18 protein-coding genes and 1 pseudogene are annotated in these 19587 nt (G+C 66.4%); 1 reads left to right on the top strand and 18 read right to left on the bottom strand.

Annotated features, from left to right (window positions below):
- Positions 1-31: 31 nt before the first annotated feature.
- From Q1U94_RS10645 to phnC, 3 genes are all read right to left on the bottom strand, one after another.
- The gene (locus Q1U94_RS10645) at positions 32-1231 is read right to left on the bottom strand and encodes a porin (RefSeq protein ID WP_300544314.1); all 1200 of its coding nucleotides are present in this window, start codon (positions 1229-1231) and stop codon (positions 32-34) included.
- A 241-nt stretch (positions 1232-1472) separates the two neighbouring features.
- Positions 1473-3494 (bottom strand): phosphonate ABC transporter, permease protein PhnE, encoded by a 2022-nt coding sequence (phnE, locus tag Q1U94_RS10640; RefSeq protein ID WP_300544312.1) that lies wholly within the window; start codon positions 3492-3494, stop codon positions 1473-1475.
- On the bottom strand, positions 3491-4285 hold the full coding sequence (phnC, locus tag Q1U94_RS10635) for a phosphonate ABC transporter ATP-binding protein (RefSeq protein WP_300544310.1): 795 nt from the start codon (positions 4283-4285) through the stop codon (positions 3491-3493). Before phnC ends, phnE begins: the two co-directional genes overlap by 4 nt.
- Before the next feature lie 68 nt (positions 4286-4353).
- Between phnC and Q1U94_RS10630 the strand changes: the two genes are divergently transcribed.
- The gene (locus Q1U94_RS10630) at positions 4354-4836 is read left to right on the top strand and encodes an A24 family peptidase (protein ID WP_300544307.1); all 483 of its coding nucleotides are present in this window, start codon (positions 4354-4356) and stop codon (positions 4834-4836) included.
- On the opposite strand, the gene Q1U94_RS10625 is transcribed toward Q1U94_RS10630, so the two are convergent.
- From Q1U94_RS10625 to Q1U94_RS10555, 15 genes and pseudogenes are all read right to left on the bottom strand, one after another.
- Positions 4821-5336, bottom strand: coding sequence for a hypothetical protein (locus tag Q1U94_RS10625; protein ID WP_300544304.1), 516 nt, complete (start codon positions 5334-5336; stop codon positions 4821-4823). The genes Q1U94_RS10630 and Q1U94_RS10625 overlap by 16 nt on opposite strands.
- Positions 5320-6054, bottom strand: coding sequence for a type II secretion system protein N (gspN, locus tag Q1U94_RS10620; protein WP_300544301.1), 735 nt, complete (start codon positions 6052-6054; stop codon positions 5320-5322). The genes Q1U94_RS10625 and gspN overlap by 17 nt, the downstream gene beginning before the upstream one ends.
- On the bottom strand, positions 6054-6554 hold the full coding sequence (locus Q1U94_RS10615; protein WP_300544299.1) for a type II secretion system protein M: 501 nt from the start codon (positions 6552-6554) through the stop codon (positions 6054-6056). The genes gspN and Q1U94_RS10615 overlap by 1 nt, the downstream gene beginning before the upstream one ends.
- A complete protein-coding gene (gene gspL / locus Q1U94_RS10610) occupies positions 6551-7774 on the bottom strand; it encodes a type II secretion system protein GspL (RefSeq protein WP_300544296.1) in 1224 nt (407 codons plus the stop codon). The genes Q1U94_RS10615 and gspL overlap by 4 nt, the downstream gene beginning before the upstream one ends.
- Positions 7771-8748 carry a type II secretion system minor pseudopilin GspK gene (gspK, locus tag Q1U94_RS10605; RefSeq protein ID WP_300544294.1) on the bottom strand — a complete coding sequence of 326 codons (978 nt, stop codon included), beginning with the start codon at positions 8746-8748 and terminating at the stop codon, positions 7771-7773. The genes gspL and gspK overlap by 4 nt, the downstream gene beginning before the upstream one ends.
- On the bottom strand, positions 8745-9392 hold the full coding sequence (gspJ, locus tag Q1U94_RS10600; RefSeq protein WP_300544292.1) for a type II secretion system minor pseudopilin GspJ: 648 nt from the start codon (positions 9390-9392) through the stop codon (positions 8745-8747). The genes gspK and gspJ overlap by 4 nt, the downstream gene beginning before the upstream one ends.
- A complete protein-coding gene (gene gspI / locus Q1U94_RS10595; protein ID WP_300544290.1) occupies positions 9389-9757 on the bottom strand; it encodes a type II secretion system minor pseudopilin GspI in 369 nt (122 codons plus the stop codon). The genes gspJ and gspI overlap by 4 nt, the downstream gene beginning before the upstream one ends.
- Positions 9754-10278, bottom strand: coding sequence for a GspH/FimT family pseudopilin (locus Q1U94_RS10590; RefSeq protein ID WP_300544287.1), 525 nt, complete (start codon positions 10276-10278; stop codon positions 9754-9756). Before Q1U94_RS10590 ends, gspI begins: the two co-directional genes overlap by 4 nt.
- Positions 10278-10721, bottom strand: coding sequence for a type II secretion system major pseudopilin GspG (gene gspG / locus Q1U94_RS10585; protein ID WP_300544285.1), 444 nt, complete (start codon positions 10719-10721; stop codon positions 10278-10280). The genes Q1U94_RS10590 and gspG overlap by 1 nt, the downstream gene beginning before the upstream one ends.
- Positions 10722-10731: 10 nt before the next feature.
- On the bottom strand, positions 10732-11976 hold the full coding sequence (gspF, locus tag Q1U94_RS10580; protein ID WP_300544282.1) for a type II secretion system inner membrane protein GspF: 1245 nt from the start codon (positions 11974-11976) through the stop codon (positions 10732-10734).
- On the bottom strand, positions 11963-13489 hold the full coding sequence (gene gspE, locus Q1U94_RS10575; protein WP_300544279.1) for a type II secretion system ATPase GspE: 1527 nt from the start codon (positions 13487-13489) through the stop codon (positions 11963-11965). Before gspE ends, gspF begins: the two co-directional genes overlap by 14 nt.
- Entirely contained in the window at positions 13479-15437 is a 1959-nt protein-coding gene (gene gspD / locus Q1U94_RS10570; RefSeq protein ID WP_300544277.1) for a type II secretion system secretin GspD, read from the bottom strand. The genes gspE and gspD overlap by 11 nt, the downstream gene beginning before the upstream one ends.
- A complete protein-coding gene (locus Q1U94_RS10565) occupies positions 15437-16276 on the bottom strand; it encodes a type II secretion system protein N (protein ID WP_300544275.1) in 840 nt (279 codons plus the stop codon). Before Q1U94_RS10565 ends, gspD begins: the two co-directional genes overlap by 1 nt.
- A gap of 177 nt (positions 16277-16453) precedes the next feature.
- A complete protein-coding gene (locus Q1U94_RS10560) occupies positions 16454-19126 on the bottom strand; it encodes a TonB-dependent receptor (protein WP_300544272.1) in 2673 nt (890 codons plus the stop codon).
- Between the two features lie 70 nt (positions 19127-19196).
- Positions 19197-19587, bottom strand: a pseudogene (locus Q1U94_RS10555) (hypothetical protein); the annotation flags it as partial.

Here is a 19587-nt window from a genome sequence, read left to right as displayed (position 1 = left end):
GGATCCTTGCCGTTGAGTTCCTGTTGAGTCTTCAGAAGTCCCACTGCAGCCGCAGCTGGGGTCCGGAAACGTCGATGTCCGCGCCGCCCGCCACGTTCAGCGTACCGGCGATATAGTTGGCCATAATGCGCACATGGTCCTCGAGATACCAGTTCACGCCCGCCGTCCAGTTGGTCAGCACACCCGCGCCGCCGCTCTCCAGGTCGGACCGGTCGTAGCGCACCGCGAGCTCGATCGCACCGGTACCGCCTTCCGTCACGGTGCGTTCCGGCCGGGTGCGGCCGAACTTGCCCGATGAGCCTGAATAGCTGCGGGTCTCGCCCGTGGCGAACCAGCCCAGACTGGCATAGCCGCTGGTGAAGTCCGGATTGCCGGCCGGGCCGTCCAGCTCCAGCCGCATCCATTCGGCCTGCGCATGCACAGAGCCGCGCACCAATGCGGCCTCCACGCCGAGGAAGGCAGAGCTGTCCGCCTCGCCGAGAGCCGCGCCGGCGCGGTAGTCGGCAGCCACCACGCGAGCCGGGATGTGTGCCTGCGGCCGCACGCCCAGGCGCACACCCGCACTACCATAGTCGAGATGGCGCACCGAAACGCCGAGATGAACCGTCAGCGCCTCGCCGACCGCCGGAGCCCAGGTTGCTCGTGCTGCGAGGGCCGACGTGTCGTCCAGTTCCGCCGTCTCGCTCAGATCGCCGGGGCGGCCGCCGAACACACCGGCGCTGAGCGAATGGCGCTCGCCGCCGTGCGACAGGACCGCACCGACGCGCCGGTCGAGGCCGAACAAGTCAGTGCCGGTGCCGCGTTCCATGAAGGTGATGTAACGCGAGGAGGTCTGCTCTTCGAGCGCGTTCGGCGTCTTCATATGGCCGACCCTGAGATCGGCGCGGCCCAGATCGAAGCCGAGATAAACATCGTTCGCCGCGATCTTGCCGCCTGCGAAGTCGAACTCGGCGACATAACCCACACCGGATACCGAGCCGGTCACGCCCAGGCGGGCCGTGCGGAATTCGCGGCCGGAATAGGCCGTTTCCGTCCCGGCGCTGTCATATTCGATGTCGGCGGCATCGATATAGACACGGCCGCGGAAGGCAAAACTGTCGGTGCTGTCCCGGCCGGACCAGGCGGGAAAAGGACCGTCAAACGTCCAGCCGCCATCGTCTGCGAGGGCGGATCCGGTTGTGGCGGCAAGGACGGTGGCGGACAAGAGCGTGCTCGCAAGAAATCGGTTCACTGTGGCAATCCCGGAATTGTCGGATCGCCGTTTCATGCATCAGCCGCTAATGGCTGATTGCTTCAATTCGGCGACCGCCAGATGAAGTTTTTGCTACTGTTTCGGCGTTTCGCGAAATGACGTAGTTCAATTTCATGACGGTTTTGCTACATGGCGGTGACAAGTTTGTTGCAATCGCCGCAACAACACAAAAAACCCCGGAGCGCACCGCTCCGGGGTCTTCCGTTCTTGATGCCCGACGTCAGACCAGCCGCTTGCGCAACAGTTGCGACAGCAGGTCGATGGCACTCACGGCCACCACGATGACAATGACGATCGCCGCGGTGCGCTGGTAATCGAAGGCACGCACGGCCTCGAACAGGATCTGGCCGATGCCGCCCGCACCGATCAGGCCCAGCACGGTCGCCGACCGGGCATTGGACTCGAACCGGTAGAGCCCGAAGGAGGTCCACAGGGGGGCCACCTGCGGAATCACCGCCCAGATCACCTCGTGCAGAGGCACCGCCCCGGTAGCGCGCACGCCCTCCACCGGGCCGTCGTCCACCGCCTCGACCGCCTCCGAAAACAGCTTCGCCAGAACACCGGTCGTGTGCACGGCCAGCGCCATCACACCGGCGAGCGGGCCCAGCCCCACGGCGGCGATGAAGACCAGCGCGATGATCAGTTCATTGATCGAGCGGAACACGTCCATCAGCCGGCGCACGGGCTGGACTATCCAGACCGGCGCCACATTGCGCGCACTGAGCAGGCCGAAAGGAATGGCTGCGAGCACGGCGATGAACGTCCCCCAGATTGCAATCTGGACGGTGACGATCATCTGCGGCACGGCTTCGGAAATGCTGTGGGTGACGTTCTGCCAGTAGCTCGCACGCGAGGCGGCCGAGGACATGTCCTCGGGGAAGAAGCCGGCAAGGAACTCACCCATGTCGCCGGCATTCTCGACCAGGAGATAGGAGCGGTCCATGTCGGCGTTGTCGAAGCTCCACACCAGGATGACGATCACGCCCGCAGCGATCACGGCATTGACCAGGCGTTCCATCACCGGCACGCGCGGCCCCGGACCGCGCGGCGCCGTGGCCCAGAGCAGGAGGGTCAGGAGCACCAGGGCCAGGGCCAGCATCGCACCGCCGGCCAACCAGTTGACACGGGTCCCTTCCCGGCTTGCCGCGGGGCCGGAGTTCGACAGGCCCTCGACCGCGCTGGCCTGGCTGATGAGACCGGTATTGCCGGCCTCGACTTCCGCCAGGCGCTGTTCCAGCTCGGCAACCCGTGCGGCGCGTTCCTCGTCGCTCAGGTCGGGATCGTTGCGGGCGTCGGTGAGGTCGCGGACGATCTCCAGCTGCACGATGGGATCGAGATGGGCGTTGGAGGACGGCAGGAAGGTGCCGAAATAGAGCGGATCCAGCACGGATCGCGCCTCGGCGATCTCTTCCGGCGTGCCCATGCGGCCGTAATTCATGAAGAAGTATTGCAGGCGCCGCTTGGCTTCCGGATCCAGATCGGCACGCCAGATGATCGGGTCGGTCTGGATCAGCGGCGAGGTCCAGATCACGCGTACGCGCGCGGCGATATCGGGTCGCGTGCGCTGCAGAAGCGTCAGATTGGTCGTGTTGTTTGTCGCCACATCGAGCAGGCCATTGGCCACGGCCACGGCATTGGCCTCGTGATTGGCATTGCGCACCGAGGCGAAGCATTCGCCCGGATCGATCCCGCGCGGCGCGAAGATGAAGGCCGACGGAACGAGATAGCCCGACGTGGAATTGGGATCGCCCATGCCGAAATCGATCGTCTGGTCGCAGGCGAGTATGTCCTCGAGCGAGCGGATCGGACTGTCGGCAGGCACCAGGAGGATCGAGTTATAGCCTTCCGAACCGTCCGGATAGGTGGCCTTGGCGAAGACCTGCCCGCCACCCAGGCGAACGGCCTGAAGCCCGGAGAAATTGGAGAACCACGCCACCTCGATCGAGCCATAGCGCATCGCCTGGATCATGCCGGCATAGTCGGAAGCGTAGAAGGGTTCGATATTGTAGCCGGTCCATTCCGACATCGCCGCGATGAAGGGGCGCCAGTTGGATTCCAGGTTGGACGAGCTCTCCGTGGCAATGATGCCGAAATTCAGCGTGCGGCGCTCGCCGGGCATGCTGTCCCCGGCAGCCGATGACGCCGGGCCGGGCCGGCTGTCCGGTGCGGAACAGGCGGCAAGGCCCAGCACGGCCGTCGCCAGGGCCAGGCGGAGCAGGATCTGTGTGAACGCGCGGATCATGCCTCGCCTCCATAGAAGGCCGATTCGAATTCGGGGCCGTAGATCTCCACCAGCTTGCCGCGGTCGAGGCCGGTGGCCGGGCCGTCATAGACAATCCGGCCCTGGCTGAGGGCCACGGCCCGGTCGCAATAGCGCTGGGCATAGTCGACCTGGTGCAGGGTGACGACCACGGTCAGGCCGTCCGTGCGGTTCAGTTCGCGCAGCAATTCCATCACCTTGCGCGCCGAGACCGGGTCGAGCGAGGCAATCGGCTCGTCGGCGAAGAGTACTTTCGCGCCCTGCACCAGCGCACGGGCGATGGCGCCGCGCTGCTGCTGGCCGCCGGAAAGCTTGGATGCCCTGCGGCCGGCGAACTCGGCCATGCCGACGCGTTCGAGCGCGTCCATGGCCGTCTGTTTGACACTGTTGGGAAACAGGCCCAGCGCCCCGCGCCAGACCGGCATGCGCCCCAGCGCCCCGATCATCACGTTGGAAAAGAGGGAGAGGCGTCCGACCAGGTTGAACTGCTGGAAGATGAAGCCCAGCCGCGCACGGTTGCCGCGCACGCCCGACGCCAGCTTTCCGCCCGTCTGCATGGTGCGGCCCAGCACCGCGACCGGGCCCGATTTGGAATCGGCGGTCTGCAGCGCCGCGGCCACGCGCAGCAGTGTGGACTTGCCCGACCCGGACGGACCGATCAGGGCGACCATTTCACCCGGCTGAACCGTCAGGCTGACATCGTCGAGCGCCCGGGTTTCGCCGAACGTCATGAAGACATTTTCGGCTTGGAGCGCCGGCACGGCGTCTGTCATGTTTAACTCACCCCTCTTTGTCCTGCCCTTGTCGCGCAGCGACACAACAGATTTGTGACAGGAAAAGCATGATTGTCATACACGCCGCCAGCCTGATCCTGATCGGCGCGCTGATCGCCCTTGCCTGGATTGACTTTCGGACATATCGCCTGCCCGATCCGGTTACCTTGCCATTGATTGCCGCAGGAATCGCCCTGAACACATTTGCACTGGGTACACCCTGGGTGTCCATCGTCGGTGCTGCAGCCGGCTACGCCGCATTCGTGGGCATCGAGGTCGCCTTCAAGCGGCTGCGCGGAATCGACGGGCTGGGGCGCGGCGATGCCAAGCTGATCGCGGCTGGCGGTGCGTGGTGCGGTGGCTGGCTGCTGCCGGCCATGGTTCTGGTCGGCGCTGTGTCCGCACTGGTCTTCGTGGGTGTTGTCGCTGCGATCAGGAAGCGCCAGCCCGACGAGCTGGAGGCCTATGCTTTCGGCCCCTGGCTGGCGCTGGGCATTGCTTGCGGCTGGATCTACCGCGCCTACGGGCCGGGTCTTTATCCGGCGTTCTGAACGCTGCGGCAGGCGTAATGCCCGATCAGCGGCACCACCACGGTCTGCCCGCTGGGCCGGAGCACGCGCATCACCGTTCGCCCGATCCGCTGGCCTTGCGGCAGGGGATCGCCGATCGTGCCCGAAATGCTGATGTCGAGCTGGCGCTGCGGGTCCACATAGTCGCGCCGGTAGGGATCGCCGGCAACATAGCGCCCCTCCCGCGGCGGCGTGTAGAAGCCATGGGCCGCGCCATTGGCGAAGATGCGGGCAAAGCCCTCGGTCTCGTTCTCGAAGGCGACGAAGCGGTGCCGGTCGTCAGCGGTCCAGAAAAACGTGGCACAGCTACCGGCGGCCAGGGTCTGCGGCGGCAGCTCGTTGTGTCCGGGCACAGCCGCGGCCGCTTCGCCGGCACGCGCATTCGACAAGTCCGGCGGCCGGGGCATCGCGCTCTGCGTGGTGGCGCCGCAAGCAGCCAGCGCAAGGCCGGCCATGAGGATCAGACTAGTTGCGCAGCGCATAGCGGGAACTCCCTTCCGCGCGCCAGACATCGCCGTCGCGCTCCAGGCCGGCAAGGGCGAAAATATCGGCGAGTTCGGCCCGGTCCGTGTGTGCCCCGACCTGCCAGTCATATCCGGAGCGCCGCAGCACGGCTTCGCCCGACAGGGACAGTCCGGCCTCCTCGCCGCCGAATTCCAGCACCAGATCCCCGCCGCGGCAGGACAGCTCGCCGGTGATCACCGGCCCCTCGAACCCGTAGGCCGCCGCCAGCGTCACCAGCGCCCCGGTGCGCACGGTGCCGGCAGCCTCCACACAGGCATCGCCATCCAGGCGCAGGCGCGGCAGGCGGACGAAGACGGCTTCCTGCGGATCGAGCCCCGGCACGTCCGCCCCGCCCAGGCGCGACAGCGGCAGGGCCAGAGACACATTGTCGAGGGCCAGCATGCGGCCGGCCAGTGCGGCGCGTCCGGACCCGGACACCGCCTCGTCCGCGATCCGCCAGTCGGCGGCAATGCGTCCGGTCAGAAGAGCCAGCGGGCGCAGCGACACTGCCACTTCGCGCACCGGATCGCCATTGACCTCCAGCCCGTAGACACGCCCGTTCCACACGGTTCCGAAGACATCGCTGTAGCCCAGCCGGTCGGCTCCGCCCGCCAGGATAGCCACGGCCTTGAGCGGAAGGAGCACGACCAGCCATGTCGCCAGCAGGACCAGGACGAGAAGGATACGGCCGACCATCAAACGCCTCCCCGGCGGCGCAGGACGAAGGAGGCCGACACGATACCCTCTCCCTCCCTGTCCATCGTCGAGGCCATGACCTGGATCCCGTGACGCTCGTCCAGATCGATCAGCCAGCGCATCACCGACCGGGTCGGCGCGCGGTCGATATTCACGGTCAGGGCCCCGTCTTCGGTCGGCACCATGCGCGCCAGCGAGATCTCGTGACGCAGGGCCAGCGATCCGACCACCGAGCGCAGTGATTGCGTGCTCTGCTCGCCGGCCGAAGTGTCGGCGGCCAGCTCGCGATAGGCGCGGGCATCGGCCTGGATCGACCGGTAAAGGCGCATCGCCGCCGCATAGTCGTCGCGGGCCCGCTCGTTCATGCGCAGCAGCGGCTGGACGATCAGCACGGAGACCAGCAGAACCAGCAGCAGTCCGCCGGTCACGGCCAGCAAGAATTGCTCCCGCGTCGTACGGCCCTGCCAGTAGCGCAGGATCGGGGTCATGACAGCATTCATTGCAGCCTCACCGTGAATTCGCCCTGGATGGCATTGCCGCTTTCCCGCGCGCCGCCATCGTCGAGCCGTATCCCCAGAGCCTCAGCCCGTGCGTTCAGCGCGTCAAAATCGGAAAAACCGGTATAGAGCGCCGACACCGACAGTTCGGCGCGGGCCCGGTCGAAGCGGATGTGATCGATGCGCACCGTCTCGCGGTCTGCGGTCAGTTCCGCCAGCGCCGCGGTCAGCTGCAGGAAGGGCGAGGACTCGCCCCCGCCCAGCCCCGCCAGCCGGCCCGCCAGCAGGCGCCCGGCCTCGGCCGGGACGACCCGCCGGTCGGGAAAGTCCGGCACCGCGGCGCGAAATTCGGCGACCGCCGCCTCCTCCAAGCGCTCCGCCTGGAGGCGATAATAGACGGCTTCGCCGCCAAGCAGCAGGCCGGCCGCCAGCAGGAGGCCCGCCGCCAGCGTGAGGGGGCGTCTGAGCGGTCCGGTCAGACCGGACCAGTCGAGCCTGGACAGGAACCGGTCGCCGAAGAGCGGCGGCATCGCCGCCACGAAGGCGTGCGGCAGAGCGCTGGCCTTGAGGTCCACGTCGCCGTGCGCCAACTGCCGGAAATTCTCCCCCGCCAGGCCGAGCGAAGCCGAGACCGCGACAACCCCGCCGCCTGCGCCGCGGACCAGCGGTGAAATCACGGTGCTGGAAAGTTTCGGATCCATTGCACCGCCGGCGATCTCGCCCGGTTTGCGCGCCTCGGCGCCATAGAGCCACAATATGCTGTCGCCGCGATCGTAAAGGGTCAGCGCCACATCCCGTTCCGCTACCGCGACGCAATCCGGCAGAACATGCAGCGGTCGCACGGCTACCGGCGCGACCCGGTCGATCCAGGCGCGAACAGTGTCCGATGCCGCCGCCATCACCCAGCGCCGCCCGTCGCCGTCGCGCGGCCCCGGCACCACCATGGTCCCGGACAGGCGGGACGCCAGCTCCTCCTCGATCGCAAAGGGCGCAGCCTGGCGGGCTTCGCGATCCCCGCGGGCGGGCAGGTCGATCAGGCTCAGAAAGACGGCCTCGGAGGGCAACAGGACGAGGGTGCGCTCCACCCCGTCCAGCGCAGGCAGGTCGACGGTCTCACCGGGTTCGGCCACACCGCCGCGGAGACGGTCGCCATGGCGCCGGTCGACGATCGACCAGTGCACCCGCCCGGCTTCTTCCAGCCTGAGGATCAGGTCCTGGCTCATGCAACACTTCCATAGCTCTGTGTCAGCCGGCGCAGATCGCCGCCGACATATTCGACGACGGCATCCAGCACGAAGACCTGTCCGGCATGGGCCACATCGATCTCGATTTCGAAATAGCGTGTCGTCACCCCGACCGTTTCACGGCGCATGCCGTCGGGGTCAAGTTCGCGGACCGGTTCGAGCCCCCAGAAGGCATCTGCATCGGCGAACCCGTCCGCGGGCCGGCCGATCAGGATGCCGTCGATGGCGACGCGGGTCAGCTCGCCGTCGAAGGCCGCGGCCAGCAGCGGCCATTGTTCCGCGGTCAGCGTATTGATGTTGAGCGGCAGCGGCCCGGCGACAGGACGCGTGCAGACCAGCGATTGCAACCGCGCATAGATCGCCGGGGTCATCGCCTCCAGCGCCAGCAATTCCTCGCGCTCGGCCATCAGCGTATTGGCCGTGCGATAGCCCCGATAAAGTCCGTCCTCGCCGCCCGAGGCGATGGGGCGGGTGTCGCTGTCGATCCAGTCGGCCGCCTGGGCGGCAACGCGTGCCGCGCTGCCGGACGGGATGCCGGCGGCACGCATCAGGGTTTCGAAACGCTGCAGCTGGATGGTATCGACCTGCCAGTCGCCATTGCCTGCCGGGGTCACCAGGCCATTGAGGTTGAAGCAGTTGTTTCCGTCCCGGATCCGCCCGGCCAGTTGCCCCCGGTCGATCGGGAAGGCACGCGGCCCGCTCAGCCAGTCGGCGTCCGGCCGCAGGGCCCGCTCCGGCTCCTGCATGGCCCGCTCGATGATCGACTCGGAGAATTCCCGCGCCCCCAGCGCGTACCAATAGGCCTGATCGCGCACATCCATGTTCGCCGATCGCCGCATGGAAAAGCGCAGGTCTCCGGCCAGGGCCATGGCCAGGCTTGCCATCACCGCGACCAGCAGCAGGGCACTGACGAGCGAGGCCCCGCTGTCCCGCTTCCGGGACGGCGCGGTCATGACGGCCCTCCCGGGGTCAGGACGACATGCTCCATCTCCCCCAGCGGCGGCCAGCCATAGCTCAGCCGCACCGCAGACGGCAGCACGCCCTCCCCGCTTGCGGCCAGTCGGGCCCGGCGGGACCACGCCGCCCCGACCAGAAGCTCCAGCCGCACATCCTCGATGCCCTCGAGAAGAACCTGTTCGGCCAAGCGCGTGCGGTCGGTGGCATCGGGATAGTCACGTGCGCGGCGGATCAGCCGGTCTTCATCCACGACATAGTCGACATGGACCAGCGAACTGCGCGGCAGCAACAGGCCCGGATTGGGCCGTCCGTGGCGGGTAAAGGACAGGATGACACGCTCGCCCCGGTGCGGGCCGGAAACGGCAATGCCATTGTCGTCACCGGCGAAAATCTCGCCTGCGCGATAACCGTCCGCATCGCGCACCGGGCGTAGCGCGACCTGGCCGAGATCCTCGCGCAGCAGGGTGCGGGCCCGGTCCAGCATGGCCGTGCGGTCCAGCGCCTCGTGATTGACGTCCCGGGCCGTCAGGCTGGCCGACATCAGGCTGACCGAGATCGCGCCGATCACCGCAAGGATGAAGACGGACACCAGGACCTCGATCAGGGAGAAGCCGCTGTCGCCGGCACCGGCGTGCGTCATGACCGCGCCCTCCGGAACGTATCGATCTCGGCCGCCACGCGTCCGGACCCGTCCTTCCGGAGGACGAGATGGAGCCGCAGAAGATCGGCATCGTCGGTGGTGGAGACCGTCAGGTTCCAGTCATAGGCGATGCCGGCGAGGTCGTAGTCGCCGCTGCGCGATTGCAGCCGGCCGGAACCGGCGAGCTGGGCGTTGAGAATATTCTCCGCAGCCAGCATGGCCAGCGCGCGGTCCTGCACCGCGGCGGTATTGCGCGTTGTCGCCTGGGTCGCGTTCATCAGCGCCAGGCCGGCCACTGACACGACCGCCAGCGCCGCCATCATCTCGATCAGCGAAAAGCCGGACTGGTGCGGGGCGGCGGTCATGACCGGCCTCCCTCGATCCGCTCGATCGTCCCCCCGCCCGACCAGGCCAGTTCGCGCCACCCGCCTGCGCTTTCAAGACGCAGCACAAAGGGGTCCGTCACGCCCGCCGGGTCGAACCAGATCGCGGGAATTTCGCGCGGCGCCCCGCCATCTTCCGTGTTGCGGACAATCGCGCCGCCGGTGACATCCAGCCGCACGTCGCCGTCCAGGATATGGCCGTCCAGCGCTGGATGATCTCGCAGGGGCCACCAGCGGCGGTCGACATAGCGATAGAAGGTGTAGCGCGTACCGCCCTCGCCGACGCCCAGCCCGACCGGCACGCCGGTGGCGATGGCCTCGGCGGCGGCCTGGTTGAGGCGCACGGCCAGCCGGTCGGCCTCCCGGTCCAGCGGGTTGGCCGCGGGCTGCATCGAGAGGGTCACGGCAAAGGCCACGATCGCCATGATCGAGATGCCGACCATGATTTCGATCAGCGACAGCCCGGTCTGACCGGTCCAGCTATGATGGCGCGCATGCGGCATCAGCCCTGCCAGTTACCGATATCCGCGTCGAGGTCTTCCCCCCCCTCGCGGCCGTCGCGGCCGAGCGAATAGATATCCAGCATGCCGTGCCGGCCCGGATAGACATACTGATAGGGGTTGCCCCAGGGATCGTCGGGCAGGCGCCGGATATAGCCGCCTTCGCGGTAGTTGGCGGCGTCGCGCGACGGCGTGACCAGTGCTTGCAGGCCTTGTTCCGTAGAGGGATATTCGCGCATGTCGAGCCGGTAGGCATCCAGCGCCTGTTCCAGCGTCGCGATATCGGTCCGTGCCTTCTGCACCATGGCCTGGTCCTGCGCCGGCAGGACGTTGATCACGACGATGGTGGCCAGCAGGCCCAGAATGGTGATGGAGATCATGATCTCCAGCAGCGAGAAGCCGGCGTCCCGGTCGTTTTCGTGTTCAGGGGCGAAGCGGTCTTGCATTCACACCTCCCTAGCCAAGAGCCAATGTATTGAGTTGCAGGATGGGCAGCAGGATCGACAGCACGATCACCACCACCACCAGTCCCAGCACGAGAATGATGCCGGGCTCGAGGAGATTGAGGCCGACACTCACGGCCCCGTCGATCTCCTGCTCCATCTGATCGGCGGCGCGGCGGAACATCTCGCCCAGCGCACCGGAGCGCTCGCCCGCCGCAATCATGAACAGCATCAGCGAGGGAAACCAGCTGCGCGCCCGCAATGCATCGGACAGGCCGCGCCCGGTCTCGACATCCTTGACCACGGCCGCGATCCGGCTGCGAAAGGCGAGATTGCCGGTTGCCCGTGCCGAGGCCCGCAGCGCATCCGGCAGCACCGACCCGGATTCCACCAGAATGCCCATCGTGCGCGCAAACCGCGCTGCTTCCACCTTGCGCACGAAACTGCCGATCAGCGGCATGCGCGCCAGTGCGCCGTCGAAGGCCGCGCGGACCGCCGTCTGCCGCAGGCCGATGACGGCGGCCGGTACCAGAACGGCCACACCGGCCAGGATGAAGGGCCAGCCGGCCTGCAGTCCGGCGGAGAGGCCGATCATGATCCGGGTCAGAAGCGGCAGGTTCATGCCCATGCCGGTGAATTGTTCGGCGATCCGCGGCACGACAAAGCTCATCAGCGTGACGACAACCCCCGCAGCCACCACCGAGAGAACGGCCGGATAGACCAGCGCACCGGCGATCCGGTTGCGCACGGCCTGTTCCTTTTCCAGGTAGTCGGCCAGGCGTTCGAGCACGTGTTCCAGCCCGCCCGCACTCTCACCGGCCGCGACCATGGCCCGGTAGACCGCCGGGAAGGAAGCCGGGAAACCGTCCATCGCCGCCGACAGCCGTTCGCCCTCGGAAACGCGGGCACGCACCGCCATGAGGACGCGTTTCATGTGGTGCCGGCCGCCTTGCCGGGCCAGCAGGCCCAGGCTTTCCGCGACCGGCATTCCGGCGCCGAGCAGGCTGGACAATTGCCGCGTCACCAGCATCAGTTCGCGCGAGGACAGGTCCTGCCGGCGCAGCCGGTCCGTCAGCGAGACACGGTCTCCGCCGGCCGCCGCGGCGGCCGGGGTCCGGCCGTGCGCCGAGCGGATGGCCAGCGGCGCCAGGGCGCGTCCGCGCAGTTCCCGGCGCGCTGCCAGCTCGCTGTCCGCGGTGATCAGACCCTTCGACTTCTTCCCGCGCGTATCGAGGGCTTCATACTCAAACGCCGGCATTGCGCGCCCCCTCCTCACGGCATACGCGCAAGACTTCCGACAGGCTGGTCGTACCTGCCAGAACCAGATCGATGCCATTGCCGAACAGGGCCTTGCGGTCGGCGAAGACGTGGGCCGCCATCTCGCTCTCGCGGGCGTCGTCATGGATCTGCTTGCGCAGCGTGTCGTCGACGACGACCAGCTCGTAAAGCCCGGTGCGGCCCTCATATCCGGTCTGCTTGCAGTGCGCGCAGCCGGCGGGACGGTAGAGGGTCACATCGCTGCGCTCCGGCAGGCCCAGCAATTCGAGCTCGGCCGCGTCCGGCGCACAGGCCTCGCGGCAGTGCGAGCAGAGGCGGCGCACGAGGCGCTGGGCGACGATCGCCGACAGGGTCGAGGCGAGCAGATAGCTTTCCACGCCCATGTCGCGCAAACGGGCGATGGCCGCTATGGCGGAATTGGTGTGGACGGTGGACAGGACGAGGTGACCGGTGAGGCTGGCCTGCACCGCGATCTGGGCGGTTTCCACATCGCGGATCTCGCCCACCATGACGATATCCGGGTCCTGGCGGAGGATGGCGCGCAGGCCGGCGGCGAAGGTCATGCCCACCTTGGCATTGACCTGGGTCTGGCCGACCCCGTCGATCGCGTATTCCACCGGATCCTCGACCGTGAGGATGTTGCGGGTCTCCTCATTGAGAAGGTTGAGACCGGCATAGAGCGTAGTCGTCTTGCCGGCGCCCGTCGGGCCCGTGACCAGGATGATACCGTTGGGCTGGGCCAGCGCCTTGCGGAAATCGGCCAGCATGCCGTCCGGCATGCCCAGATCGTCCAGCCGGAAACGGGCCGCGGAATTGTCCAGCAGGCGCAGCACGACGCGCTCGCCATGGCGCGATGGCAGGGTCGAAACGCGCACATCGACCGACTTGCCGCCCAGCGTGATCGACAAGCGCCCGTCCTGGGGGATGCGCTTTTCGGCGATATCGAGCCGTGCCATCACCTTGATGCGCGAGACCAGGGGCGGGGCCAGGCGGGGCGAGACGGACACGGTCTCGTGCAGCACGCCGTCGACGCGATAGCGGATGGAAACGCGATCCTCGAAGGGTTCCACGTGCACGTCGGAGGCCTGGGTACGCACGGCCTCGGCGATCATGCCGTTGATCAGGCGGATGATCGGCGCGTCGGACGCGCTGTCCAGGAGGTCTTCCGTGCGCGGAATCTCGTCGATCAGCCGCGTCAGGCTCTCCGGATCGTCGTCCTCGCCGGAGGAGGTGTCGGCGCCCAGCCCGTCATAGGCGTAGATGTCCGAGAGCGCCTTGTCGAAGACCGCGGGACTGCAGCTGACCACGGGATGCGTGGTGCCCACGACGCGGCGCACTTCCATCAGCGCCCGCCGGTCGCCGTCCTCGCGCAGGAGAAAGGCCGGGTCCCCGCCGGGCCGGAAAGCCACGCCCTTGTGCCGGGCGAAGGCGTAGGTAACCGGGCTGGCCGCCCGGGCCTCTCTATCGTCTCGGGTCGCCGTGTCACTCGCCATTTCGCGATCCGGTCTCCGGCATTTCGGACATCATCATGTCGACAATGGTTTCCAGCGAGCTCGTTCCGGCGGGATCGTCGGCAATCTGCTGGCCGCGGATATAGTTGTAGCGATTGCCGGTCACCGCACGCATGTCGGCTTCGTTCCGGATGATGGTCGGTCTAATGAAGATCATCAGATTGGTCCGGCGGGTCTGGCTGCCTTCCGAGCGGAACAGGCGGCCCACGCCCGGCATCCGGCCCAGGCCCGGAACGCCCGACACGGAATCCTCTTCCTCCTGCTGGAGCAGCCCGCCCAGCACGATGATCTCGCCATTGTCCGCCAGAACCGTGGTGTTCACCGACCGCTTGTTGGTGATGAGATCGGCGGAATCGTCGCTCACCGTGCCGGCCACCGACGAGACTTCCTGCTCGATCAGGAGACGCACTGTATTGCCCTCGGTGATCTGCGGACGCACCGCCAGGCGCACACCGACTTCCTGACGGTCAACGGTGCGGAAGGGATTGGAATTGTCCGCACCGAGAACCTCGCCCGTCGTCACCGGAATTTCCTGGCCGGACAGGAAAGAGGCTTCCTCATTATCCATGGCCAGGATGGACGGCGTCGCCAGAACGTTGGAATTGATGTCGCTTTCCACCGCATTCAGCACCAGGCCGAACAGGGTTCCGTCGCGGTTCTGGCCGCCGAAGCCGATCGTGCCGCCGCTCGCGCCGAGAAGCGAATTCAGGGCCGCGGTGCGCAGGCTGTCGTTGAAATCGCTGTCATCGTCGCCGGGCGAGGCCACCGCGCCGGTGAGCGCCAGCAGGTCCGGCGTGCTGGAACCGAAACGGGTCATCGCCAGGGGTGCATCGCCCTCGCTGCCGGCCAGCAGCATCTGCACGCCCAGCTCCTCGGCCACGGTATCGGACATCTCCACGATGATGCCTTCCACCAAGACCTGGGGCCGCCGAATGTCGAGCTGGCGGATGACCAGTTCCAATTCGCGCTGGATATCGGGGTCGGCATTGATCACCAGTGCATTCGTCGGCGCGTGATAGGAGACCGACGGGCGCCGGCTCATCCCTTCGGTCCCGGCCATGGTCTCGACCACCTGTTCCAGGATCGGCAGCAGGTTCTCGCCGTCGGCGTGGTTGAGATAGATGACGCGGAAACCCTGGTTGGAACGGCTGACGCCATCGACGCGGCGGACAAGCGAGATCATCTCGGCCACGGCCTGGCGGTTGCCGCGCAGGATCACCGTGTTTGAAGCCGGGATCGGCGCTACGGTGACGTTGAACACCGTATCGTCCTCGCCCGCGGCATTGCGGGTGCGGATGGTCTGGATGATGCGCGTCATCTCGGCGGCCGAGACGTTGGTCAGCTCCACCATCTCCACCACCGAGGTGTCGCGATCGAGATCGCGCAAGACCTGGCGGATGCGGGCAACATTCTCGGCATAGTCGACGATCACCAGGACATTGCCGCCCTCGGCCGCGTTGACGAAACCGTTCTGCGACACCATCGGACGCACCACGCCCAGCGCGTCGCGCGTGCCGGCGTGGGTCAGGCGCACCACCGAGGTGACATACTGGTCGCCGCGGATATCGGCATTGACCGGATTGGACGTCCGCGCGCCGGCCTGTTCGGGGATGATCTGATAGGCGCCCGAAGCCGTCGGCACCACGGCATAACCGTGCACACGCATGGTCGACAGGAAGACCTGGAAATACTGGTCCGGCGTCAGCGCCGATTGCGAGGTGATGGTCACCCGGCCGCGCACATTCGGATCGACGATGAAGGTGTAGCCCGTGACGGCGGACACATCGTCGATCACGGCCTGGATCTCGGCCTGGTTGAAATTGACCACCTGGTCCTGGGCCTGCGCCGCGGACACAAGGGCAGCGGGCGCCGCGAGGATCAGGGCGAGGGCCAGGATGCGGCCGGTCAGGCGCTGGGCGAAATCGGTCATCAGGGCAGATCCACTTGGACTGTGAGGGGCAGACCGCCCCGGTTGATCGACAGGGCGAAGGCATCGCGTCCGCGCAGGCGCCGGAACTCAGCGGACAGATCGGAAATGTCGGCGACGGGACGGCCGTCCACGGCAGTGATCACATCGCCGTTGCGCACGCCCGTGGCGGACAGCATGGCGGCATTTCCCGAGACGATGCGATATCCGGTCAGGGTATTGCCTTCACGCACGGGTTCGGCGCGGAACAGACCTTCGACCGCCTGCGCGCCGGCCGGCACCGTCATGGTCCGGCGGCTGGTCGCCCGGCTGGCCCCGCCCTCATCGTCGCGCAGATAGAGCGACTCGGTCACACCGCGCCGGTCGATCAGCACATGATCGACATGCACTTCCTCCAGCGTCACGCCATCAAGGATCGTATGACCGGCCGCGAAGAAGCGCTGGCGGTTGTCGGGGGTCTGGATGATGGCGCCGCCGCTGTCGGGCGTGGCGCCGCGGCGGATACCGCGCAGGGTGAGATCGAGCCGGGTTTCCTGCACGGCAACCGGGGCCGGAGCCGTGGCGGCGGTGCCGGTCCTGCGGTCGGCGAACAGGTCGGCTTCGCGCAGGCGGGTCAGGTCCGCGACATAGGCGGGCCGTGACATGCCGGCGCGGCTGCCGGCGGGATCATGCCGGAAATCGGTGGCACTGGCGCCGAAGGCGATGAGCCAGATCATGCGGGCGGCCACATAGGCCAGGGCGGTCAGCAGGGCGAGTTCGGCCAGCGCGATGACGAGCCGGGCCGGACGCGGCATCGCCTTCCCTGCGCTTGTCTTGCCCGACATGGATATCGTCTGCGTCATCGGATAGTACGCCCGTCCCGCTGCTCCGGCAGGCATTCAACGCTTGAAAGGCCCGAGCCGCCGGAGATCGGCTATCCGATACACGTGCCGTACGTCAGTTTTACGACGTTTCGGGGTTCTTCGTTGAACGAATGCAGCAGGGCGGGCCGAAAGCCCGCCCTGCCATGGATCGGTATCTTACCAGGTGCGGCTGACAGAGACACTGAAGGACGTACCCACATCGTAGGTATCGACCGGCAGCACCACATCGTCGGCGCTCTGGGTGGCCTCGTAACCGTCGCCGAGGATGTTGCGGATGGAGAAACCGAAGTCCCAATCCGCATTGGCAACCTCAACCGTACGGCTGTAGACGAGATCCAGGGAGCTCGGCACTTCTTCCACAATCTCGGGAAGATTGTCGGAGAGGTTCGCCACAGCCCGGGTCCGCTCACCCGTGTAGTTGTAGAGCAGTGCACCGCGAGCCCGGCCATCGAAGGTCTCGAAGCCGAGCTGCGCGTTGAACAGATGCTCGGACTGACCCTGCAGTGCCCGGCCATCCTGGATGAAGCCGGCGGCGTCGAGTTCAAGCGCGAGCGGGCGGCCGAAGGCACCCTGGGCCACCGTCACCGTGCCGTCGGCCGAAACCTCGGACTCGATATAGGTGTAGTTCGTCTTGATGAACCACTCGCGGTCATTGAAGAAGGCGCGATCCCAGCGGGACGAGAGATCGAACACTTTTTCGAATTCGATCTCGGCCCCCGTCAGGGTCGCTTCCGGAGCATTGATGAAGGACGTGTTCAGCCCGTCACCGATCGGGATGATGAATTCCTCGATCGGGTTCTCCAGAACCTTGTGGAACACACCGACGGTCGCGAACTGGTCACGGCCGAAGTAATACTCCAGGCGCGCATCATAGCTCTCGATCTCGGTGTTCTGCAGGAACGGGTTACCCTGGAAGCGCTGGTCCGTATCGGTGTTGAAGAACTCGGCAAACGCCAGCTCGCGGAATTGCGGGCGGGTGATCGACTGGGAGTAACCGGTACGAAGCTGCAGATTGTCCGCAAAGGTCCAGGTCAGCGTGACCGCAGGCAGGAAGTAGTCTTCCTTGATCTGCGTCTCGATCTGGCCGCTGTCGGCAGCGCTCGCCGGGAAGGCGAAGGTGTCGACGCTCTGCTGACCGCTTTCATAGCGGCCACCCACGGCGGCGCGGACGAACGGCGTAAGCTGCGCATCGACACCGGCATAGGCCGCCTCGACTTGCAGTTCGCCGTGATAGGCTTCCGGGAAGGTCAGACCACCGGTTTCCACCAGGCGCAGACGCTCGTCCGTGATGTTCTGGCTCGCAAAGATGTAGTCGATGCGGGAGAACAGCAGGTCCGCCGGGATCCCCTCGGAGCCTTGCTCGAAGGAGAAGCGGCGCGTGAAGGCATCGCGTTCGCGCTGGGTGTAGGCGTACCCACCGGTCAGTTCGATATCCATGTCACCCAGGATCACCGGCAGGGCGAGGTCGAAACCGCGGTCCGTGGTGTTGTCCTCGATTTCCGAGAAACGGGTGAAGTTGTCGTTGATGTCGCCCTCGTAGCGGTAGGCCTGCGCGGCATCCTCGTACTGGTAGTTCACGAAGCGCTGGTAGGGCGCGTCGCGCGTCGCCGTGGCGTCGGAGATCCGCCAGTCGAGGGACAGGTCGCCGAGGCTTTCGAAGACGTGCTCACCGGAGAGCTGGTTGAAGAGCACCTCCCGCTCGAACCATTCGGTGTAATCACCGCGCACAACGGCGGACGAGCCGGCGTTGAACTGCTCTTCGGAGCGCGCGCTCTTCGTGGTCGAGCGAAGCACCATGCTCAGGACGTTGATTTCATGGTCGTTGTACCAATCAACACCCACCGACACCATGCCCGACGCTTCGATCGTGTTCTCGGTGCCCAGGAAGTTGTCGATGCCTTCGCCGAGCGGGGCCAGACCGGAGCGGTCTTCGGTCACCGGACCGTTCTCGTAGACGAGACCGTTGGCGCCGATGGAGCCCTTGCCGCGCTGGCCTTCGCGGGTTTCCCACGAATTCGCGTAGGAGAAGGCTCCCAGCACGCCGAGAGAGAAGCCGTCGAAGTCGAAGCGTTCGCCGGCTTCCACGGAGAAGTCGCCATTGGCGTCGGTATCGACATTCTGGAGAACCCAGAGTTCCGAATTCACCAGCGAGCGGCCGATGGCCTGCTGCTGCTCGGCCGGCAGGTTGTTGCCGACGCGCGTGGTTTCGAAAACGGCGGCGAGTTCGGACGGCAGGTCGCGCAGACCGTCGTCATAACCCAGCCAGTCCGTGTCGGAGCCGTCATAGGTCAGGCCGCGATTGCCGGTCGTGACCGTGTCGAAGCTGCCGCCCACGGACACCGTCAGGAAACGGTCGTCCGGCAGGGTGGCAGTTTCGATACCGATGACACCACCGCCGAATTCACCCGGGAATTGCGGCGAGAAGGTCTTCTGCACCAGCACGTTCGAGAGAATATTGGTCGGCAGGATGTCCAGCGGCGCTGCGCGGCGGAAGGGTTCCGGCGACGGCATCGGCGAGCCGTTGAGCAGCGTGTTGGAGTAACGTTCATTCAGGCCACGCACGACGACGAACTTGCCGCCGGTGGTGGACAGACCGGTCACCCGGACCAGGGCCGCAGCCAGGTCGGAGTCACCCGTGGTTTCAAGATCGTCGATCGACAGGGCCGCAGCGACTTCCGAAGTGACGCGACGGTCATCCGGAATGTACTGAAAGCGAACCTGGATCACGTCGGTTATTTCGGACGTGTCGTCCTGGGCGGCAGCGGCTACCGGAACAAGCGTCGATGACGCCAGCAACGCAGCCGAAAGCGCGATTCGATTGGTTTTCATCCTAATCACCATGTGACTGCATTAGAAACGAAGTCCTGGCCGGCCGGAGCCGGCCAGGGGCTCGGTTGCGTTACTGGGTGCGACGGAAGGTCCAGCCCTGGTACCAGGTGTCGTCGGCGTCCTCGACGGCACCGACATACGTGGTCGTTTCGAACCAACTGTCGATCGCGTTGACGTCGGTGACGGTGGTCGCCAGTTCCGTGGCACTCGGCACGACACCGGTATTGCCCGGAATGAAGGCAAAGCCGGACATGCCGTTGGTGGCGCTGTCGACGTTGTTGATCATGGTGTTGTTGAACCAGTCGGCCACGTCCACGAGGTCGTCGGCACCGTCGTCGGCGAAGTTTTCCGTGCAGTTGAAGAAGACCGACTGGACGATCAGGTCTTCATCCGCCGGGCGGCCGTTGGACCCGGTGATGCCGTCGAAGGTGGCCGCATCGTCGATGTCCAGGCACTGCTCG

This window comes from Maricaulis sp., assembly GCF_030149515.1.
Classification (GTDB): Bacteria; Pseudomonadota; Alphaproteobacteria; order Caulobacterales; family Maricaulaceae; genus Maricaulis.
This window is presented reverse-complemented; position numbering and strand designations above follow the sequence as displayed.

Bases quoted from the DNA above. Each gene is read 5' to 3' on its own strand.
- phnE (WP_300544312.1), bottom strand. From the start codon at position 3,494: ATGATCCGCGCGTTCACACAGATCCTGCTCCGCCTGGCCCTGGCGACG.
- phnC (WP_300544310.1), bottom strand. From the start codon at position 4,285: ATGACAGACGCCGTGCCGGCGCTCCAAGCCGAAAATGTCTTCATGACG.
- Q1U94_RS10630 (WP_300544307.1), top strand. From the start codon at position 4,354: ATGATTGTCATACACGCCGCCAGCCTGATCCTGATCGGCGCGCTGATC.
- Q1U94_RS10625 (WP_300544304.1), bottom strand. From the start codon at position 5,336: ATGCGCTGCGCAACTAGTCTGATCCTCATGGCCGGCCTTGCGCTGGCT.
- gspN (WP_300544301.1), bottom strand. From the start codon at position 6,054: ATGGTCGGCCGTATCCTTCTCGTCCTGGTCCTGCTGGCGACATGGCTG.
- Q1U94_RS10615 (WP_300544299.1), bottom strand. From the start codon at position 6,554: ATGAATGCTGTCATGACCCCGATCCTGCGCTACTGGCAGGGCCGTACG.
- gspL (WP_300544296.1), bottom strand. From the start codon at position 7,774: ATGAGCCAGGACCTGATCCTCAGGCTGGAAGAAGCCGGGCGGGTGCAC.
- gspK (WP_300544294.1), bottom strand. From the start codon at position 8,748: ATGACCGCGCCGTCCCGGAAGCGGGACAGCGGGGCCTCGCTCGTCAGT.
- gspJ (WP_300544292.1), bottom strand. From the start codon at position 9,392: ATGACGCACGCCGGTGCCGGCGACAGCGGCTTCTCCCTGATCGAGGTC.
- gspI (WP_300544290.1), bottom strand. From the start codon at position 9,757: ATGACCGCCGCCCCGCACCAGTCCGGCTTTTCGCTGATCGAGATGATG.
- Q1U94_RS10590 (WP_300544287.1), bottom strand. From the start codon at position 10,278: ATGCCGCATGCGCGCCATCATAGCTGGACCGGTCAGACCGGGCTGTCG.
- gspG (WP_300544285.1), bottom strand. From the start codon at position 10,721: ATGCAAGACCGCTTCGCCCCTGAACACGAAAACGACCGGGACGCCGGC.
- gspF (WP_300544282.1), bottom strand. From the start codon at position 11,976: ATGCCGGCGTTTGAGTATGAAGCCCTCGATACGCGCGGGAAGAAGTCG.
- gspE (WP_300544279.1), bottom strand. From the start codon at position 13,489: ATGGCGAGTGACACGGCGACCCGAGACGATAGAGAGGCCCGGGCGGCC.
- gspD (WP_300544277.1), bottom strand. From the start codon at position 15,437: ATGACCGATTTCGCCCAGCGCCTGACCGGCCGCATCCTGGCCCTCGCC.
- Q1U94_RS10565 (WP_300544275.1), bottom strand. From the start codon at position 16,276: ATGACGCAGACGATATCCATGTCGGGCAAGACAAGCGCAGGGAAGGCG.
- Q1U94_RS10560 (WP_300544272.1), bottom strand. From the start codon at position 19,126: ATGAAAACCAATCGAATCGCGCTTTCGGCTGCGTTGCTGGCGTCATCG.